Consider the following 20162-nt stretch of genomic DNA (forward strand, 5'->3'; position numbering starts at 1 on the left):
CCGCCTCAGACCGGATGCGAGAGGACGGGAAGCCGCCCGGTGGCGCCGAGGGCATGGCCGATGCGCTCGACCAGCGCTACGCCGAGACGCTGAGACGGGCGTCGACCAAGATCAAGGATCTGCTGCGCGAGAACGCGTCCCTGAAACGGCGCGGCCCGATCGCCGTCATCGGCCTCGCCTGCCGCTTTCCCGGCGGGACCGGGACCCCGGACCAGTTCTGGGACCTCCTGGCCGAGGGCCGGGACGCCGTGGCCGACATCCCGTCGGCGCGGTGGGATCTGGAGCGCTGGTGGGATCCCGATCCGGAGGCTCCGGGCCGGATGTATGTGCGCAGCGGGGCCTTTCTCGACGACGTGAAGGGCTTCGACCCCGTCTTCTTCAGCATCACCCCCAAGGAGGCCGAGGCACTCGATCCGCAGCAGCGGCTGCTGCTCGAAGTCAGCTGGGAGGCATTCGAGGATGCGGGGCTCGATCCCCGGCGGCTGGCCGGCGGCCGGGTCGGGGTGTTCATCGGCCTGTCGAACTATGACTATATTCAGGCCCATATTCATTCGGGAGATGCTGCGCGGATCACGGCCTATTCGGGCAGCGGCGTGATGTTCAGCACCGCCGCCGGCCGGCTGTCCTACTTCTACGATTTCCATGGGCCTTGCCTGACGCTCGACACCGCCTGCTCATCCTCGCTGGTGGCGCTCGATGCCGCGATGAAGAGCCTGCGCAACGGCGAATGCGATGTGGCGCTCGTCGGCGGCGTCAGCCTGCTGCTGTCGCCGGACAGCACCGTCGCGCTGTGCAAGGTGAAGGCGCTGGCGGCCGACGGCCGCAGCCGGGCCTTCGACGACGCCGCCTCGGGCTATGGCCGGGGTGAAGGCTGCGGGCTCGTGGTTCTCAAGCGGCTGGAGGATGCCGAGCACGACAGCGACCGGATCCAGGCGGTGCTGGCGGGATCCGCGGTCAATCACGACGGCCGCAGCAACGGCCTGACCGCTCCCAACGGCGTCGCCCAGCAGGCGGTGATCCGAACCGCCCTGGCCGATGCGGGTCTGGAACCCGAAGCGATCGACTACATCGAGGCCCACGGCACCGGCACACCGCTGGGCGACCCGATCGAGTTCGAGGCGTTGCGGCAGGTGTTTGGCCCGCGCGCTCACGGGCAAGAGCTGCTGCTGGGCTCGGTCAAGTCCAACATCGGCCATACCGAGGCCGCCGCCGGCATCGCCGGCGTGATCAAGGTCATCCTGGCGCTGCAGCATCGGCGGCTGCCGGCGAGCCTGCATTTCGCCACGCCGAATCGGCACATCGATTGGGCGGCGGCGCCGATCCGGGTGACCCGCGATGCGGTCGACTGGCCCGGTCGCGACCAGCCGCGCGCGGCAGGGGTCAGCTCCTTCGGGCTGAGCGGCACCAACGCCCATGTCGTCGTCGTCGAATCGCCGCCGGTCGGGCAACCCGCATCGGTGGAGGAGCCGCGGCCGATCCACATCCTGCCGCTGTCGGCAGCCACAGCCCCGGCTCTGCGCGACCTGGCCGATCACTGGCACCGACATCTCGAGACTGCCGACCCGTCGACGGTCGCCGATCTTTGCTTCACGGCCGGGACGAGGCCGACGCTGCGCGAGCGGCTGGCGGTGACGGGCGCCACCGCGGCGGAGCTCGCGGCAGCCCTCGCCACGGTGCCGACCGACGTCGACGCACCGGGCCGCCGCCGGCAGGGGGGCAAGGGGCCGGTGTTCCTCTTCACCGGCCAGGGCTCCCAGAATGTCGGCATGGGCCGGGCGCTCTATCGCTCGCACCCGGTGTTCCGGGCCGCCTTCGACCGCTGTGCGGCCGCGCTGGGCGACACCCTCGGCCGACCGCTCGTCGATATCGTCATGGCGCCCGAGACGACGGCGGCGGCGCTGGCCGCGACAGCGGTTGCCCAGCCCGCGCTCTATGCCCTGCAATGGGCGCTGACCGAATTGTGGGCGAGCTGGGGCGTCAGGCCGGCCGCGGTCCTCGGCCACAGCATCGGCGAATACGCCGCCGCGGCGGCTGCGGGGATCCTTGACCCCGAGGCGGGCCTGCGGCTGGCCGCCGAACGGGGCCGGAGGATGCAGCAGCTCCCGGCCGGCGGCGCCATGGCTGCGGTCTTCGCCTCTGTCGACGCGGTCGCCCCGGCCCTGGGCAAGGCCGGCGGCCGGGTCGTCGTGGCGGCGATCAACGAGGCCGATGTCGTCACCCTGTCCGGCGAGGCGCCGGCGCTGCAGGCGGTCCTGGCCGATCTCGCCGGGCGGGGGATCGAGGCCCGGCCGCTCGACGTGTCCCACGCCTTTCACTCGCCGCTTATGGCGCCGATGATGGCGGGGTTCGAGGCGGCCCTGGCCGACGAACCGTTCCGCCCGGCACGATTGCCCTTCTATTCGACGGTTTCGGGTGACGTCTGGCCGGCGCGCGAACGGCTGACCGCCGGATACTGGGCCGAGCAGATCCTCGCGCCGGTCCAATTCCATGCGGCGATCACGGCGCTTCGCCGTGACGGCTACGACACCTTCCTGGAGATCGGCCCCGGCGACACGCTCGCCGCCCTGGCGCGCGGCGGTCGGGGCGAGACCCCGGTGCTGGCGCTGAGCTCGCTGCGTCGCGGCGTCGACGATTGGCGGCAGATCGCGGCAACGGCGGCCAGGCTCTGGATGAGCGGCACCGAGATCGACTGGGCCGGGTTCGACACGCCCTGGCCGCGGCGCAAGACGGCAGCGCCGTCCTATCCCTTCCAGCGCCAGCCCTTTTGGCTGGAGGTCGGTCCGCTGCGACCGGCCATGAGTCCCGCAGAGGCGGCCCGGCCCGCGGTGGACACGATCACCCCGGCGGCCGAGGCCGCACCGATACGAGTTGAGGTGAGAGCGATGGACAGGCGTCCGCAAGTGACTTCCGACCTCGTGGCTGCACTGGCCGAGGTGAGCGGCTTCAGCCCCGCCGAGATCAGTCCTGCCGAGCGCCTGATGAACATGGGCCTCGATTCCCTGATGCTGCTGAAGCTCGGGCAGACCGTCGAGCGCGCCTATGGCGTCGAGCTGAAGATGAGCCAGCTGTTCGAAGAGCTGGGAACGCTCGACGATCTGGCGGCCTATGTCCTGCGCCATGGCACCGTCGCCGCGGCCGAAGCGCCGGCGGCCGCGGCGTCCCGGCCTGCGGCTGCGGTCACGGAGGCTGCACCGGCCCCGCATGTGCCGACGATCGCCCCGGCCGCCCTGGCGCCCGCCCCGTCGCCCATGGTCCCGGGTGCGGAGATACCGCTGCTGCAGCAGCAGCTGCACTATCTGGCGCAGATGGCGGCGCAGAATCTCCAGAGCATGACCGAGCTCACCCGCCAGCAGCTCGGCCTGACGGGGGCGGTCGCTCAGCCGGCCGCTGTCGCCTCGCACGCCTTCGCCGCGGGCGCCGGGATGGCCGTCCCGACGCCTCACCTCGCGGCTCCGATCGCCGTCGTCCCGGTGTCCGCGCCCGCCGCGCCCGAGACCGCCAAGATCCTGAAGTTGACTCCGCCCGCGCCCGAGGCCGCCAAGGCACCGAAGCCGGCTCCGGTGGCCGCGATCCGTGGGATAAACCTGGCCGGCGCCAGGCTGACGCCGGAACAGCAGGCCTTTGTCGAGGTCGTGGTCCGCGACCATGTGGCGCGCACCGGTAGCTCCAAGGCGCTGACCCAGGAGTCGCGCGCGGTCCTGGCCGACTGGAAGCACACGCTGTCGTTCTGGGGGCAGCTCAAGGAGGCGAAGTATCCGATCGTCTCCGCCCGCTCCGAAGGGCCGCGGTTCTGGGATCTCGACGGCAACGAATATGTCGACGTCGCCATGGGCATGGGCGTCCATTTCTTCGGCCACAAGCCGGGGTTCATCCAGGACGCCCTCGAGCGGCAGATGTCGGCGGGCCTGGAGCTCGGCACCCAGTCGCGGCTGACCGGTGCCGCCGCCCAGCTGTTCCACGAGCTGACCGGCAACGAGCGGGTGGCCTTCAGCAACACCGGCTCGGAAGCCGTCATGGTGGCGATCCGCCTCGCCCGCGCCGTGACCGGGCGGCCCAAGATCGTGATCTTCAAGAATTCCTACCACGGCATCTTCGACGGCGTGCTCGCGGTCGAGGACGACGGCGCCATCGTGCCCATCGGGCTCGGCACGCCGCAGGCCATGATCGCGGATGTGATGGTTCTCGAATACGGATCGGCGCGCGCGCTGGAGCTGATCCAGGCCCATGCCCATGAGCTTGCCGCCGTCCTGGTCGAGCCGGTGCAGAGCCGCAATCCGGATCTGCAGCCGCAGAGCTTCCTGAAGCGACTGCGCCGGATCGCGCGGTCGGCCGGCACGGCGCTGATCTTCGACGAGATGATCAACGGCTTCCGCATCCTGCCAGGCGGCGCCCAGGCGTGGTTCGGCATCGACGCCGACATCGCGGTGTACGGCAAGATCGTCGGCGGCGGCATGCCGATCGGCGTGATCGCCGGCAAGGCCAAATATCTCGACTACATCGACGGCGGCGCCTGGGCCTATGGCGACCGGTCCGGGCCGCAATCGGCGATGATCTATTTCGGCGGCACCTTCTGCCGCAATCCCGCGACCATGGCGACCACCCATGCGGCCCTGGCCCATATGAAGGCCACCGGGCCGGCGCTGCAGCAGGCGGTGACGGCGCGGACGACGGCCTTCTGCGACCGCCTCAATTACTGGTTCGAGCAGCAGCGGGTGCCGCTGCGCGCCAAGCATTTCTCATCGCAATGGCGGCTGGTGCCGCTGGGCGACAAGGACCTGCAGCCGATCGAGCTCGAGCTCCTCTATCTCCTGATGCTCGATCGTGGCGTCTATACCTGGGAGCGCCGGATCTCCTTCTTCTCAGAGGCGCATGGCGCGGCGGAGATCGACCATGTGTTCGACGTCGTCACCCGCAGCGTCCAGGACATCCGCACCGGCGGTTTCGCCTGGTCGATCGACGAATACCCGGACCCGCAATTCGCCGCCCCGTCCTCGGCGCAGCGGCGGCTCTACGCCCTGGACCAGCGTCCGGGCGTCCAGATGGCCTATCACCTGCCGCAGGCCTTCTGGATCGATGGACCGCTCGATCTCGACCGGCTCGACGATGCCTTCCGCACCATCATCCAGCGTCACGAGAGCCTGCGGACGAGCTTCGTGGTGCTGGATGGCGAGCTCGTCGTCAAGCGCTGGGCCGAGCCACGCTTCGAGATCGAACGGCTCACGGCGGACGAGGCCACGATCGACCGGACGGTCGCTGCCTTCTTGCGGCCGTTCGATCTGGCCGAGGCGCCGCTCATGCGGGTGGCGACGGTGTCGGTCCGGCCCGATCGCCACCTGCTGCTCACCGATGGGCACCACATCGCCGCCGACGGCCTGTCCTCCAATGTCATCGCCGCCGACCTGATGGCGCTCTATGAGGGACGCCCGATGGCGCCCGTCACCTACGACCTGCGCCGCTGCCTCAGCTTGGCCGATGCCGGCGCGGAGGGCGAGCGCGGTCAGGCGAACGCGGCCTTCTGGCAGGACCAGCTCGCGGGTGAGCTGCCGCTGCTGGAACTGCCGGCCGACCGGCCGCGCATGGCCGAGCCGGACTTCCAGGGCGACACGGTGGTGCTGACGCTGCCGGCAGAGACCACCCGGGGGCTGAGGGACCTCGGCCGCCAATCCGGCGCCTCGCTCTACATCGTCCTGCTGGCGGCATGGAGCACCCTGCTGCATCGCCTGACCGGACAGGGCGACATCCTGGTGGGCGGCGCGGCCTCCGGCCGGCAGCAGCGCGAGCTCGCCCAGGCGGTCGGCATGTTCGTCAACACCGTGGTGTTCCGCACGCGGCCCGCTTCGGACCAGCCGTTCCGCCGGCATCTCCAGGCCGTCGCCGCGACCTGCCTGGCCGTCTACGATCACCAGGACTATCCGTTCGAGGCGATCGCGGCCATCGACCGCAGCCGGCCGAAAGACCGCAACCCGGTCTTCGACACCATGCTGTCCTATGAGAATGCCAGCGATCGGACGTTCCGGATCGCGGAGCTTGCCTTCAGCCCGCATGAGATCGCGGTGCCGGCCGCGATGTTCGATCTCTTCCTCGAAGCGATCGAGGAGCATGAGGTTCTGACGCTGCGCTTCGGGTATGCGACGGCGCTGTTCGACCGCAGCACGGTCGAGCGCTGGGCGGCCGCCTTCGAGCGGATCGTGACAGGGGTGCTGAACGACCCCGACCGGCCGCTCGGCCGTCTCGACATCCTGGCACCCGCCGAGCGCGAGATCATCGCCCGGTTCAACGACACCGCCGCCGCCTATCCCGAGGCGGCGACCCTGCTCGACCTCTTCGCGGCTTCGGTGGCGCAGCATCCCGATCGCCCGGCCGTGGTCTTCGATGCGTTCGAGCTGTCCTACGCCGAGCTCGACCGGCGGGCCGAGCGACTGGCCGCGGCCTTGGCCGGACGGGTCGGGCCGGGCGGCTTCGTCGGCATCTTCCTCGAGCGATCCGAGGCGGTGGCGGTCGCCATTCTCGCCATCCTCAAGGCCGGTTGCGCCTATGTGCCGCTCGACGTGGCCTATCCACCCGACCTCGTCGACCACATGCTGACCGATGCGGGTTGCCGGGCGGTGCTGACCACCGCGGCGCTGGCGGAGCGGTTGCCGGCGGCACGACGCGGCCTCGCCCTCGACATCGCCGCCCCGGGCGAGGCGCAGCCGGTGCGGCTGGCGGGGGCGCGGCCCGAGGGCGTCGCCTATGTCATCTACACCTCAGGCTCGACGGGCCGGCCCAAGGGCTGCCTCGTCAGCCATCGCAACGTGGTGCGTCTGCTGGTCAACGACCGGCACGACTTCCGGTTCAGCGCCGACGATGTGTGGCTCTGCGCCCATTCCTTCTCGTTCGACTTCTCGGTCTGGGAGCTGTGGGGGGCATTGGCCTATGGCGGCCGGGTCGTGGTCGCGCGACAGGACGAGGCGCGCGATCCGAACGCCGTCCTGGACCTCATCCGCCGCCATCGGGTGACCGTCCTCAACCAGACGCCGGGCGCCTTCTACGGCCTGATCGAGGCGGAAGGTCGGCAGCCGGCGCATGATCTCGCCGACCATCTCCACACCGTCATCTTCGGCGGCGACCGGCTGGAGCCCACCTATCTCCAGCCCTGGGCGGCATTCTACCCGCCGCACCAGGTGGCGCTGGTCAACATGTACGGCATCACCGAGACCACCGTGCATGTCAGCTACTATCGGCTGACCGCCGCCGACATCGACGGGCCGCCGCAGCGCAGCCTGATCGGCCGGCCGCTGCCGGAGACCACGATCGCGGTGCTGAGCCCGCTGATGGAGCCCCAGCCCCTCGGGGTGTCGGGCGAGCTCTGGGTCGGCGGCAGCGGCGTGTGCGGCGGCTACCTCAACCGTCCCGAGCTCACCGCCGAACGCTTCGTCGAGCATCTCGGCCGGCGGCTGTACAAGACCGGCGACCTCGGCCGGCTGCGCGCCGACGGCGTGCTCGAATATCTCGGCCGCAACGATCATCAGGTGCAGGTCCGCGGCCATCGGGTCGAGATCGGCGCCGTGGAGCAGCAGCTTCTGAGCCATCCCGGGGTCGCCAAGGCGCTGGTGATCGACCGCGACGGACCCCAGGGCACCCGTGAACTGGTGGCATATGTGATCGGCACGGCCGAGCTGACAGCCGTCGGCCTGCGCCAGCATCTGGCCGAGGCGTTGCCCGACTACATGATCCCGAACCACTTCGTGGCCCTGGACGCGCTGCCGCTGACCGCGAACGGCAAGGTCGATCGGGCGGCGCTGCCGCCGCCGGAGCAGACGCGGCTGGCGCTGGGCAGCAGCTTCGTGGCACCGCAGGATCTCGTGGCGATCACGATCGCCCGAATCTGGCAGGAGGTCCTGGGCCTGGACCAGGTCGGCGTCGACGACAATTTCTTCGCGCTGGGCGGCGATTCGATCAAGGCCCTGCAGATCGTCAGCCGGCTGCATCGGGCCGGGGTGCGCCTCACGGCGGGCCAGATCTTCTCGGCCAGGACCGTCGCCCGCCTGGCCGCCCTGGTGGCTCCCGCGGCGCCCGTTGCCGAGCCGGCCGCGCGACGCGATCGGGCCGGGCTGACGCCGATCCAGCACTGGCTGGTGAGCGATCTCCGGCGCGACGTCGGTCATTTCAACAACACCGCCCTGCTGGCCAGCGCCGACCCGGTCGACGTGGAGGCCCTGCAGCGTGCGGTCGACGCGGTGGTGGCGCACCATGATGCCCTGCGCCTTGGGCTCGACCTTAAGGCGACGCCGCCGCGCCAGATCGTGGCGGCGTCCGTCACGGTGACGGTCGAGGTCGTCGCGTTCGGCAACGTCGCAGAGCTGACCGCCCATGCGACGACACTGCATCGCAGCTTCGATGTCACGCGGCCGCCGCTGCTGCGGGTTATGGTCTACCGGCTGCCGGACGGCGACCGGGTGCTGGTGCTGTGCCATCACTTGGTGGTCGACGGGCTGTCCTGGCGCATCCTGCTGGAGGATCTGACCGAGGCCTATGCGGCGGCGCGCGACGGTCGCGCGATTGCGCTGCCGCCGACCAGCCGGCCCTGGCTCGACTGGGTCGGGATTCTCGAGGCCCACGCCGGCAGCCCCGAGCTCCTGTCGGAACTGCCCTATTGGACCGCGGTCGACGCGACGCCGCTGCCCGCATGGCCTCAGGATTTCGAGGACCCCATCAATGAGACGGGCGATGCCCGCCGGGTCCGGTTCACCCTCGGCGAGCGGCAGACCCATGCACTTCTGACCGAAGCGCCGCGTCGCCACGGCGCCCAGATCAATGCGATCCTGCTGACCGCCGTGGCGCATGCCTGCCGCGAGTGCTTCGGCGTCGAGCGGATCCGGGTCAGGCTCGAAGGCCATGGCCGGGAAGAGATCGTTCCGGGCATCGACCTCAGCCGGACGATCGGCTGGTTCACCTCGATGTTTCCGGTGGTCCTGGACATCACCGGCGCCGCGGACCTCGCGGCCGAGCTGCAGCGCGTGGCCGTGGCCCTGGACCGGGTGCCGAACAAGGGCATCGGCTACGGCATCCTGCGCTATCTCACCGCCGACGGGGCCAAAGCCTTGCACGGGTTCGGCGGGGCGCCGGAGATCAGCGTCAATTATCTCGGCCAGTTCGATGCCGAGTCCGGCGGCGGCTTCAGCCTGTCCGACGAGAAGACGGGTCCGAATATGGGGCCGTCGGTGCCCCGCCAGGCGCTGATCGAGATCGAGGCGGCCGTGGTCGGCGGCCGGCTCACGATCGAGATCGGCTATGGCAGCCGGATCCATGCGCAGCCGACCATCGATCGGCTGACGGCGGCCCTGCAGGCAGCGCTCGTCGCCCTGGCCGGCGATGAAGGCGGAGCCGGGTTGCCGGACTCGGTGCTTGCCGTTCTGGGCGTCGACGAACGCATGGTCGAGGCGGTGCTACCACTGTCCTCCTTGCAGGAGGGCATGCGGTTCCATGTCCTGAGCGGCGACCGCGCCTCCTATTTCCAGCAATTCACCTATCGCCTGACCGGGGACCTCGATCTCGGCTGCTTCGACGCCAGCTGGCAGGCATTGGCCGCCCGCCATCAGTCGTTGCGGGCCGCGATCGTGGAGTTGCCCGACGGGCGGCCGGTCCAGGTGGTGCTGAGGCAACGCCCCCTGCCGGTCCTGGTCCGGGACATCAGCCATCTGCCGGCGGCCGAGCAGGCGGTGGCGCTGACCGCGATGACCGTCGACGACCGCGCCCGAGGCTTCGATCTGGCGCGTGACCCGCTGATGCGGCTGAGCGTGCTGCGTCTCGGCCCGCAGGATTTCGAGGTGCTGTGGACCACGCATCATATCGTCGTCGACGGCTGGTCGCTGGGGATCCTGCAGCAGGAGCTGATGGCGATCTACGGAGCCCTCGCCGATGGCGGAACGCAGAAGCTTCCCCCGGCGCCGCAATTCGCCCGCCATCTCGACTGGCTGGCGGCGCGCGACCCGCAGGCCGGCCGCAGCTATTGGCAGAAGGTCCTGGCGGATTGCCCGCCGCCGTCCACGCTGCCCGGGATCAATCCCGCGGGACGGCGCGCCGGCATCGCCGTGGACGAGTATCGCTTCGAGCTGGACCGGGCCGAGACCGCGAGGCTCAGGGGGCTGGCCGCGCGCCTCGAGGTCACGCTCAACACGCTCGTTCAAAGCCTCTGGTCGGTGCTGCTCTCGGGCTTCGCCGGCTCGGACGACGTCGTTTTCGGCGCGGTGGTCTCGGGCCGCCCGCCCGAGCTTCAGGGGGTCGAAGCGATCGTCGGGCTGTTCCTGCAGACGGTCCCTGTCCGCGTCAGGTTCGAACCTGACGACAGCTTCGCCACGCTGTGCCGCAGGGTCCAGCAGGCGGCCACCGAGGCCGAGCCCTTCCACCATCTGCCGCTGGCCGAGATGCAACGCCTGGGCGGGCTGCGCCGAACCCTGTTCGACCACGTGCTGGTGTTCGAGAACTACCCCCTCGGCGGCGACGCCGGCGGTCGCTTCCGCATCGGCGATGTCCGGGTCGCCGAGCACATGCATTACGACTTCAGCCTGGTGATCGATCCGGGCGAGGCGCTGCTGGCCACCTTCACCTTCAACCGCAACGTCATTTCGGCGGCCGAGTTCACCAGGATCGAGCGGGAAATCCGCGCCTTGGTCGCCGCCGTGCTGGCAGATCCCGACCAGCCGCTCGACCGGATCGACTTCGCCGCCGCCGAACCTCTGGCCATGGACCTGCCGGCGACGGCCCCCGGGACGGTCCTCGATCTGGTCGAGCGGCAGGTCGCCCTCGATCCGCAGCGCAGCGCGGTCGAGGAGGAGGGGAGGGGCGTCAGCTACGGAGCCCTCGATGCCCGCGCCAACGACCTCGCCCGAATCCTGAAGGCCCTCGGAGTCGGCCGAGGCGTGCCGGTGGCGCTCTATCTCCGCAACGGCATCGACTACGTGGCCAGCATTCTGGCGGTGCAGAAGGCGGGCGGCATCTTCGTCCCCCTGGACGTGGACTCGCCCAGCCGCCGCCTGGTCCAGCTGATGGCACGGGTCGCGCCGGCCGCGGTGGTGACCGACCTCGGGCTGCGCGACAGCCTCGGCGAAGCGCTGGGCGCCCTGCCTGACGGCCTGGTCGCCTGGGCGGCCGACGGCACGCTCCACCACGCCGCTGAAGGGGTCGAGGACCAGAGCCTCGCCGACCGGCCGCGGCCCGGCGACCCGATGTATGTGATGTTCACCTCGGGCTCGACCGGAGAGCCCAAGGCCATCCTCTCCAGCCATGAGGGGCTGCACCATTTCATTAGCTGGGAGCAGGCGGAGCTGGGCGTCGGCCCCGGCACGCGGGTCAGCAATCTCGCGCTGACCACCTTCGATGTCAGCCTGCGCGACATCTTCCTGCCCCTGGCGTCGGGCGGAACGATCTGCGTGCCACCGCTGGCCGCGCGACGGGACGCGGCGCTGCTCGCCGCTTGGCTGGACGAGGCGGCCGTGGAGGTCAGCCATGTCGTGCCGAGCTTGTTCCGCTCGACCCTGAAGGAGCTCGAGCAGAATCCGCGACCGCTGCCGCGGCTTCGGCATCTCCTGTTCGCCGGCGAGACGCTGTGGGGCAGTGACGTCGAACGGACCCGCCGGGTGCTCGGGCCTGATGTCGCCTTGCGCAATCTCTACGGCCCCTCCGAGACGACGCTCGCCAAATGCTGCATGACGATCGGCACAGCGCCATTCGACCCCGCCCGGGCGGTGCCGGTCGGCAGGCCGCTGCCGGGGGTCCAGGTGCTGGTGCTCAAGGAGGGCCGGCCGGCGTCGGCGGGGGCGCTGGGCGAGCTGCACATCGCGCTGCCCTTCCAGCCGCTCGGCTATTTCCGCGACGAATCCCGAACGGCGGAAAGCTTCATCGCGGCGCCGCCGGCCCTGGGGCTGGCGGGTCTGATGTACCGCACCGGGGATCTCGGCCGGGTCCTGGCCGATGGCACGATCGAGGTCTGCGGCCGGCTGGACGGCCAGGTCAAGGTCAACGGCGTCCGCATCGAGACGGCCGAGATCGAGAGCGCGGCCAGGGCCAGCGACGAGATCGACCAGGTCGTGGTGGTCGCCCATCGGCGGGCCGATGGCGACAGCGCGCTGGCCTGCTACTACACCGAAAAGCGCCCCCTCGATGAGAGCGTGTTGCGCGAACGTCTGGGACAAGTGCTGCCCCAGGCGATGGTGCCGCATTTCTTCCTGCGGCTGGACGCCTTCCCGCTGAACATCAACGGCAAGATCGACCGTCGCGCCCTGCCCAAGCCTGAGGAGCTGATCACCGACCGGATCCGCTACGAGGCGCCGGAGGGACCCGCCGAAGCCCGGATCGCGGCAATCTGGGCCGAGGTGCTGGGGCTCCCTCGCGTCGGCGCCAATTCGCCATTCTTCGAGATCGGCGGCGATTCGCTGCGGGCGATCCGGCTGCTGTCGCGGGTCAACCAGGCCTTCGAAGGCGACCTGTCGATCGCCGCGTTCTTCGAGCAGCCGACGGTGCGCGGCATGGCTGCGGCCCTGAGCGGCGTCTCCGTTGCCGCAGAAGGGCGGATACAAGCGGTGGCGCCGGCCGCGGTCTATCCTCTGTCTCATGCCCAGCGCCGGCTCTGGGTCCTGGACCAGTTCGGCGGCAACCCGGCGGCCTACACCCTGCCGGCGGCCTATCTGCTGGACGGGCCGCTGGATGCCGCGGCGTTGATCGGCGCCTTCGAGGCCCTGGTGGCGCGGCATGACGCGCTGCGGACAGTCTTCGTCGAGGTCGACGGCGAGCCGTACCAGACGATCCTGGCCGATGCCGGCTTCCGGGTGGAGTGCATCGATCTCTCCCACGAACCCGACCCGGCGGCGGCCGCGCGAGATCTCGCCGGTCGCCATGCCGCCCATCGCTTCGACCTCGCCCGCGGCCCGCTGCTGACGGCCAGCCTGCTCACGCTCGGGCCCGCGCGGCATGTCCTGCTGGTCAATGTGCATCACATCGTCAGCGACGCCTGGTCGATCACCGTGATGGTCGAGGAACTGCTGCGGCTGGTCCGCGGCGAGACGCTGCCGCCGCTGCGGATCCACTACAAGGATTATGCCGCCCAGGAGGCCGCGGCCCTGCGCACGCCTGCCGCCGCGGCAGCCCGGAGCTGGTGGCATCGCCAGCTCCGGAACCTGCCCGAGCGGGCCGAACTGCCCAGCGACCGGGCGCCGCCGAGCCTGCCGAGCTTCGACGGCGATCGGGTCAGCGCCGTGCTGGACGCGGCCATGCTGGGGCGACTGCGCGATTTCGCCCGGGCCGGCCGCAGCACGCTGTTCACTGGACTTCTCACCGGCGTGCTGGCGCTACTGCATCGCTACACCGGCCAGCGCGATCTCGTGGTCGGGACTCCGGTGGCCTGCCGCGACAATCCCGATCTCGAGGCCCAGGTGGGCTTCTACGTCAACACCCTGGCCCTGCGCGTGGCCTTCGCCGAGGCCGAGCCGTTCGAGGCGCTCTTCGCCAAGGCCAGGGACAGCCTGACCGGGGCGCTCGACCACCGCAGCCATCCGTTCGATCTGCTGGTCGACGAACTCGACCTGCCGCGCGACAGCCGCCGGCCGCCTCTGTTCGACGTCATGGTGGTGTTCCAGGACAGGCTCCAGCGCAGCTTAGCCCTCGACGGGATCGAGATCTCTCGCTTCGGCGACGACGGCAAGGTCGCGAAGTTCCCGCTGGTCTTCGAGTTCGTCGAGACTGCGGAGGGCGTCGCCCTCAACCTCGAATATTCCACCGATCTGTTCGATCGGGACCGGATCGAGCGGCTGGCCGGTCATTTCCAGCGCCTGCTGGCGGCCGCGGTCGCCGATCCGGCGCTGCCGGTGACGGCGCTCGACCTTCTGGGCGAGGAGGAGCGGCGCTTGCTGCTCGGACCCGACACGGCGACCGCGATGCCGCCGGACACGACCGTGCCTGCCGCCTTCGCGGCAGTAGCCGCGGCGCAGCCCGCGAGCCTGGCGGTGATCCATGAGGATGTCGGCCTCAACTATGCCGAGCTGGAGGGCCGGGCCAACGCGCTGGCGCGGGCCCTGGTCAAGGATCAGGGCGTCCGCCCGGGCGACATCGTGGCGGTGCTGCTCGACCGCTCCGAGCGCCTGGTGGTGGCCTTCCTCGGCATCCTCAAATGCGGCGCGGTCTATCTGCCGCTCGATCCGACCTACCCCGAGGAGCGGCTGCGCTACATGCTGGGCGATGCAGCGGCCGCGGTGGTGGTGACCGAGGCGGCGCATGCAGGCCTGGTCGCGGGCGGGGAGCACCGCATGCTCGACATCGGCAGCCTGGGCACGACGACGACCGCCCGGGCGCCGCGCGCGGCGCCGGGTGCAGGCGATCCGGCGTATCTGATCTACACCTCCGGGTCGACCGGCCAGCCCAAGGGGGTGGTGCTGGAGCATCGCGGCGCGGTCAATCTGGCGGCCGCCCAGCGGCTGGGCCTGGGCATCGAGCCGCGGCATCGGGTGCTGCAATTCGCCCCGTCCTCGTTCGATGCCTCGGTCTGGGAAATGGTGATGGCGCTGCTGAACGGCGCCACGCTGGTAATCGCCGGGCCAGACCGGATCCGCGATCCGCTCGCCTTCGCCGACTATCTCCGCCGGCACCAGGTGACCGTCGCGACCCTGCCGCCGACCTATCTCGCCGAGCTCAACGACGCGGCGCTCGATCCGCTGGAGCTGCTGATCACGGCGGGAGAGCCGCCCAGGCCCGATCAGGCGTTGCGGCTTGCCGGCCGGCTTCCTTATGTCAACGCCTACGGGCCGACCGAGACCACCGTCTGCGCCACCTGGCATCGCGTGGATCCGGTGCTCGACCGCGACCGACCGATCCCGATCGGGCGCGCGATCGCGAACACCCAGGTCCTGGTTTTGGATCCGCACGGCAATCTCGCGCCGATCGGGGTGCCGGGCGAGATCCATATCGGCGGCCTTGGCCTGACCCGGGGGTATCTCGGCCGGCCGGCCCTCACCGAAGCCGCACTGGTCGCCCATCCCTTCGCCGCGGGCGAACGGCTGTATCGCAGCGGCGACCAGGGCGTGGTGACGGCGACGGGCGACATCCTCTACCTCGGCCGCAAGGATGGTCAGATCAAGCTGCGCGGCCACCGGGTCGAGTTGGGGGAGATCGAACGGGCCATCGAACGTCACCCGCGGGTCGCCCATGCGGTGGTCAGCCTGTACCGCAACGGCACCGGCCCCGATCTGGTGGCCTATGTGGTGCCGGAGGGGCAGGCGTCGGTCGCGACCCTTCGCGAAAGCCTCGTCCGCAGCCTGCCCGACTATATGATGCCGGCGCATTGGGTGATGCTGGACGCCCTGCCGCTGCTGCCGAACGGCAAGCTCGACCACGCCGCCTTGCCGCCGCCCACCGCGGTCGCGGCGGATGAGGGCGAGGTGGCCGATGGCCCCCTGGAGGCGCTGGTCGCCCAGACCTGGCGCGACGTGCTCGGCCGCAACGGCTTCGGACGGCATGACCGCTTCTTCGAGCTCGGCGGCGACTCGATCAAGGCGATCCAGGTCGTCGGCCGGCTGCGCCAGGCCGGACACCGGATCGACATGCGGGAGTTCCTCGAAGGCCCGACCGTGGCGACGGTGTCCGCGCGGCTCGCTGCGGCGCAGGCCGCACCGGTGCCCGAACCGCCGGCGTCCCGTGGTCCCGGGCCGGCTGGCCTCGCGGCGCATGTCTCGCTGAGTGCCGAAGAGTTCGAGGGGCTGCTCGGTGGCGAATGACACGGCACCCAGGCTGTCGCGGGAGACGGTCGAGTGGATCTATCCGTTGCGGCCGCTGCAGCAGGGCATGCTGTTCCATGAGCTGTCGACGCCGGAGGCGCCGCCCTATTTCCGGCAGGTCTCGTTCACGATCGACGGGGCCTTCGACCCGGCGCTCTGCGAGGCGACGTGGAACCAGCTGATGGAGCGGCACGAGTTGCTGCGTTCGGCCTTCGACTACGAAACCACGTCGCAGCCGCTCCAGATCGTGCTGAAGCGGCAGACCGTGGAGTTCGGCTTCGAGGATCTCGAAGGGGCCGATGCGGCCGCCCGGATCCTCGCATGGCGCCGGGCAGATGAGAGCAGGGGGTTCGACCTGCGGCACGACCGGCTGATGCGGGTCCAGCTGTTCCGCCTAGGCCCCGATCGCTTCGAGATGATCTGGAGCCACCCGCATATTCTGCTCGACGGCTGGTCCGGCGCCATCCTGTTCGATGAATTCGCCCGGATCTATGCCGCCGCCCGATCGGGTCGGTCGCCGGATCTGCCGGCGCCGCCGGACCCCGGGGACTATCTGGCGGCGTTGGCGGACCGCGATCCGGTGGCCACGCGCCGCCATTGGGCGACCCTGCTGGCGGAGTATGACGAGCTCGCCACCCTGCCGCGGCCGGCCCACCGCCGCGCCCTGCCACAGCCGGCGATGCATCGCTTTCGCATCGGCGAGCGCGAGACCGCCGCCGCAACCGCTCTCGCCGCGCGCAGCGGTGTCACGCTCGGCACCGTGCTCCAGGCGCTCTGGGGCATCCTGCTCGGACGCTGGGTCGACCGCCGGGACGTCATCTTCGGCACCGTGGTCTCGGGCCGCTCGGTTGCGATACCGGGCGTGGAGCGCCTGGTCGGCTGTTTCATCAACACCGTGCCGGTGCGGGTTTGCCTGTCGCGGCGGCAGAGCTTCGCCGAGCTGCTGCAGGTACTGCAGCGCCAGGCCCTCGAGGGTCTTGCGCATGACCATGCCGGCCTGGCCGAGATCCAGGCGGCCTCCGCGCTGCCGCACGGGCTGCTCGACCATCTGCTGGTCTTCGAGAACTATCCGGCGGCGGAGGACCGCATGGCCGATGCCGGGTTCCGGGTCGCCATGGCCGAGTCGCTCGAACAGGCCAATTATGATTTTGGCGTGATGGTGCATGCCGGCGCCGCGCTCGACGTGACCCTGCCCTATGACGCGGCCGTCTTCGCCCCCGCGCGGATGCGGCAGATCGAGGCGCAGCTGCGGGCGCTGGTGACGCAGGTGCTGGCCGATCCCGATCGGCCCGTGGACGACCTCGACATGCTGGGTGCCGAGGAGCGGCAGGCGCTCGAGGCCGGCGCTGCCGGACCGGCCGTGCCCTGGCCCGAGACGGCGACGCTGGTCGACCTCTGGCACGCTCAGGTCGATCGCACGCCCGACGCGGTGGCCGTGTCGGCCGGGGATGAGCGGCTGAGCTATCGCGAGCTGGATCGGGCGGCGGACGGTGTCGGCCGCCGGCTCCTGGCCGACGGCCTCGCGGCGGAGGAGGTGGTGGGCGTGCTGGCAGATCGCGGGATCGGCCGGATCGTCGCCTTGCTGGGCATCCTCAAGGCGGGTGGCGTCTACCTGCCTTTGAGCCCGGCCTTCCCCGATGGGCGCATCGGCTTCATGCTCGACGACACCGGCTGCCGCCAGGTGCTGACCGACGGGGCCGGGTCCGCGCGGCTGGCGGCGCTGCGCCCCGGCGTTGCCCGTCCGGTCGCCGGCGTAGCCGCAGCCGGGGAACGGTTGGGCGGAGCCTCGCCGCAGAGCCTGGCCTACATCATCTTCACCTCGGGCTCGACCGGCCGGCCGAAGGGCGTAGCGGTCGAGCATCGCGGCTTCGTCAACATGATCCTGGCGCAGATCGCGGGGTTCGGCGTCGGCCCCGGCGATGCCGTCGTGCAGTTCGCCTCCTGCTCCTTCGACGCCTCGCTCTCCGAGATCTTCATGGCGCTGCTGGCCGGCGCCCGGCTGGTGCTGGCGCCGGAGGCGACGATCCGCGACGGCGCCAGGCTGCTGGCGCTGATGGCGGCGGAGCGAGTGACGGTCGCGACGCTGCCGCCTTCCTATCTGCGGGCGCTCGACGGCGCCGATCTGGGCGGCCTGCGCGTGCTGATCACGGCGGGCGAGCCGCCGGACGAGCGCGATGCCAGGCACTACGCCCGCAGGCTGCGCTACTTCAACGCCTATGGGCCGAGCGAGGCGTCGGTCTGCGCCAGCTGGCATGAGGTCGATCCGGAGGCGGCGTATCCGGACGGGATCCCGATCGGCCGGCCGATCGCCAACACCCGCATGATGGTGCTGGACGGGGCCGGACGGGCGATGCCGGTCGGCGCGGTTGGCGAGATCTGCCTGGCCGGGCCGGGGCTCGCCCGCGGCTATTTCGGCAGGCCGGATCTCTCGGCGGAGCGCTTCGTCGAGCTGGACGGCCGCAGGGTCTACCGCACCGGCGATGCCGGGCTGGTGCAGCCCGACGGAGCGGTGGTCTATCTCGGCCGGCGCGACAGCCAGGTAAAGTTCCACGGCTATCGGGTCGAGCTCGGCGAGATCGAGAGCCTGCTGCGCGGGCACCCGGCCGTGGCCCAGGCCACCGCCGTCGTGCGCGATGAGCCGAAGCGGATCGTGGCCTACATCGTTCCTCGGGGCGCGGTCGATCCGGTCGCGCTCCGGCACGATCTGGCAGCGGAGCTGCCGCCCTGGATGGTGCCGGCCGCGGTGGTCCCGCTGTCCGAATTGCCGCGCACCGTCGCCGGCAAGATCGACCGGAATGCCCTGCCGGCGCCCGAACGGCAATCTGCCGTCGACGAGGCGCCGATGACCCCAGCAGAAGCGGCGGTGGCCGAGGCCTTTGCCGCCGTGCTGGGCAGTGGTCCGGTCGGCCGGCATGGTTCTTTTGCCGAATCGGGAGGCGATTCCCTGCGCGCCATCCAGCTTCTGGCGCGGCTCCGTCGGGACGGCTTCGTGCTCGATCTCCGGGACCTGCTCGCGGCCGATACGGTCGCGGCGGTCGCGGCTGTGGCGGCGACCGCAGAGGCCGGCGGGGACGATCGGCCGGTCACGGGGGCGTTGCCCCTGACCCCGATCCAACGCTGGCTGTTCGGCGCGCACAGCCGGGGGTTCGAGCATCTGAATCATCTTGTCCTGCTGCACGCCGCGACGCTTTTGGATCGCGAGGCGCTCGCCGCAGCCCTGGACGCCGTCTGGCGGCACCACGACGCGCTGCGCCTGCGCTGCCGCCAGGACGCCGGCGTCTGGGTCCAGGAGATCGCCGCCCCGGAGCCAGGGCCGGGTGTCCAGGAGGTCGATCTGCGTCATCTGGCCGACCCCTGGCCGACGCTGGTGGCGGAGGCGTCGGCGCTTCAGGCGGGTTTCGATCTCGGACGCGGACCGCTGTTCAAGGCGGTGCACTACCGGCTGCCGGAGGGCGACCATCTCCTGCTGACGGCGCACCATCTGGTGGTGGATGCGGTGTCGTGGCGCTTCATTCTCGAGGATCTGTTCTCCGGCCTTCGGCAGGCAACGGCGGGCAAGGCAATCCACTTGCCCGGCAAGACGACCTCCTACCGTGCCTGGGCGACGGCGTTGGACAGCTGGAGCCGTAGCGCGGCGATCGAGGCGGAACGGCCCTACTGGGCGAGGATCGATGGGGCCGCCGTGCCGCCGCTGCCGACCGACGCACCGAAGGTCGAGCACGGCTATGCCGAGACCGAGACCATGACCCTGGATCTCGACGCGATGCCGTCCGGCGTTCCGGACACCCGGATCGTCGCGCGACTGTTGGCCGCCCTGGCTGACGCGCTGCACGGCTGGGACGGCCGGAGACTGGCACGGGTCCTGCTGTCGAGCCATGGCCGCAACCCGCCCATGCCCGGCATCGATCCGAGCCGCACGGTCGGCTGGTTCACCGCGGATTTTCCGTTTCTGATCGATTGTCCCGGCGGCGCGGCTGCGGTGCAGGCAATCGAGGCGGCGCTGGCCTCGGTGCCATCGAAGGGACTGGGTTGGGGCGTGCTGCGGCGGCTGTCGCCGAGCCCGATCGGCGGAGCCGAGGCGGAGCTGAGCCTCAACTATCTCGGCGTTGCCGTCCCGGAGCTAGACCCGGCGTTCCGGCTCAGCGATCGGCTGCCGAATGCGTCGATCGGCACCATGGAACGCCGCCGGCTGATCGAGCTGGAGGCCTGGGTGGCGGCGGGACGGCTCCGGCTCGGGCTGCGCTACGCCCCCGGAATCCATGCGCCGGCCACGATCCGCGCGCTGGCGCAGCGGCTCGCCGCGAGCTTCGCTGCCGGGTCGAGCCCGGAAGGTAAGCGGTCAAGGTTGGAGAGATGAAGACGCTTTAGCGGGCAGTTGAGCGTAAGAACTGTTGTGAGTTTGATAAATATTTTGAGCGA

2 protein-coding genes are annotated in these 20162 nt (G+C 70.6%); both read left to right on the plus strand.

Features of this window, described 5'->3' with window-relative positions:
- Nucleotides 1-53: 53 nt before the first annotated feature.
- Nucleotides 54-15743: a non-ribosomal peptide synthetase/type I polyketide synthase gene (locus AAHM41_RS05385; protein WP_342235491.1), complete on the plus strand. Its 15690-nt coding sequence runs from the start codon at nucleotides 54-56 to the stop codon at nucleotides 15741-15743.
- A complete protein-coding gene (locus AAHM41_RS05390) occupies nucleotides 15733-20100 on the plus strand; it encodes an amino acid adenylation domain-containing protein (RefSeq protein WP_342235492.1) in 4368 nt (1455 codons plus the stop codon). Before AAHM41_RS05385 ends, AAHM41_RS05390 begins: the two co-directional genes overlap by 11 nt.
- Nucleotides 20101-20162: the final 62 nt, after the last annotated feature.

The organism is Inquilinus sp. OTU3971 (assembly GCF_038440215.1).

Excerpts from the sequence above, each read along its gene's own strand:
- AAHM41_RS05385 (WP_342235491.1), top strand. The coding sequence starts at position 54 with ATGGCCGATGCGCTCGACCAGCGCTACGCCGAGACGCTGAGACGGGCG.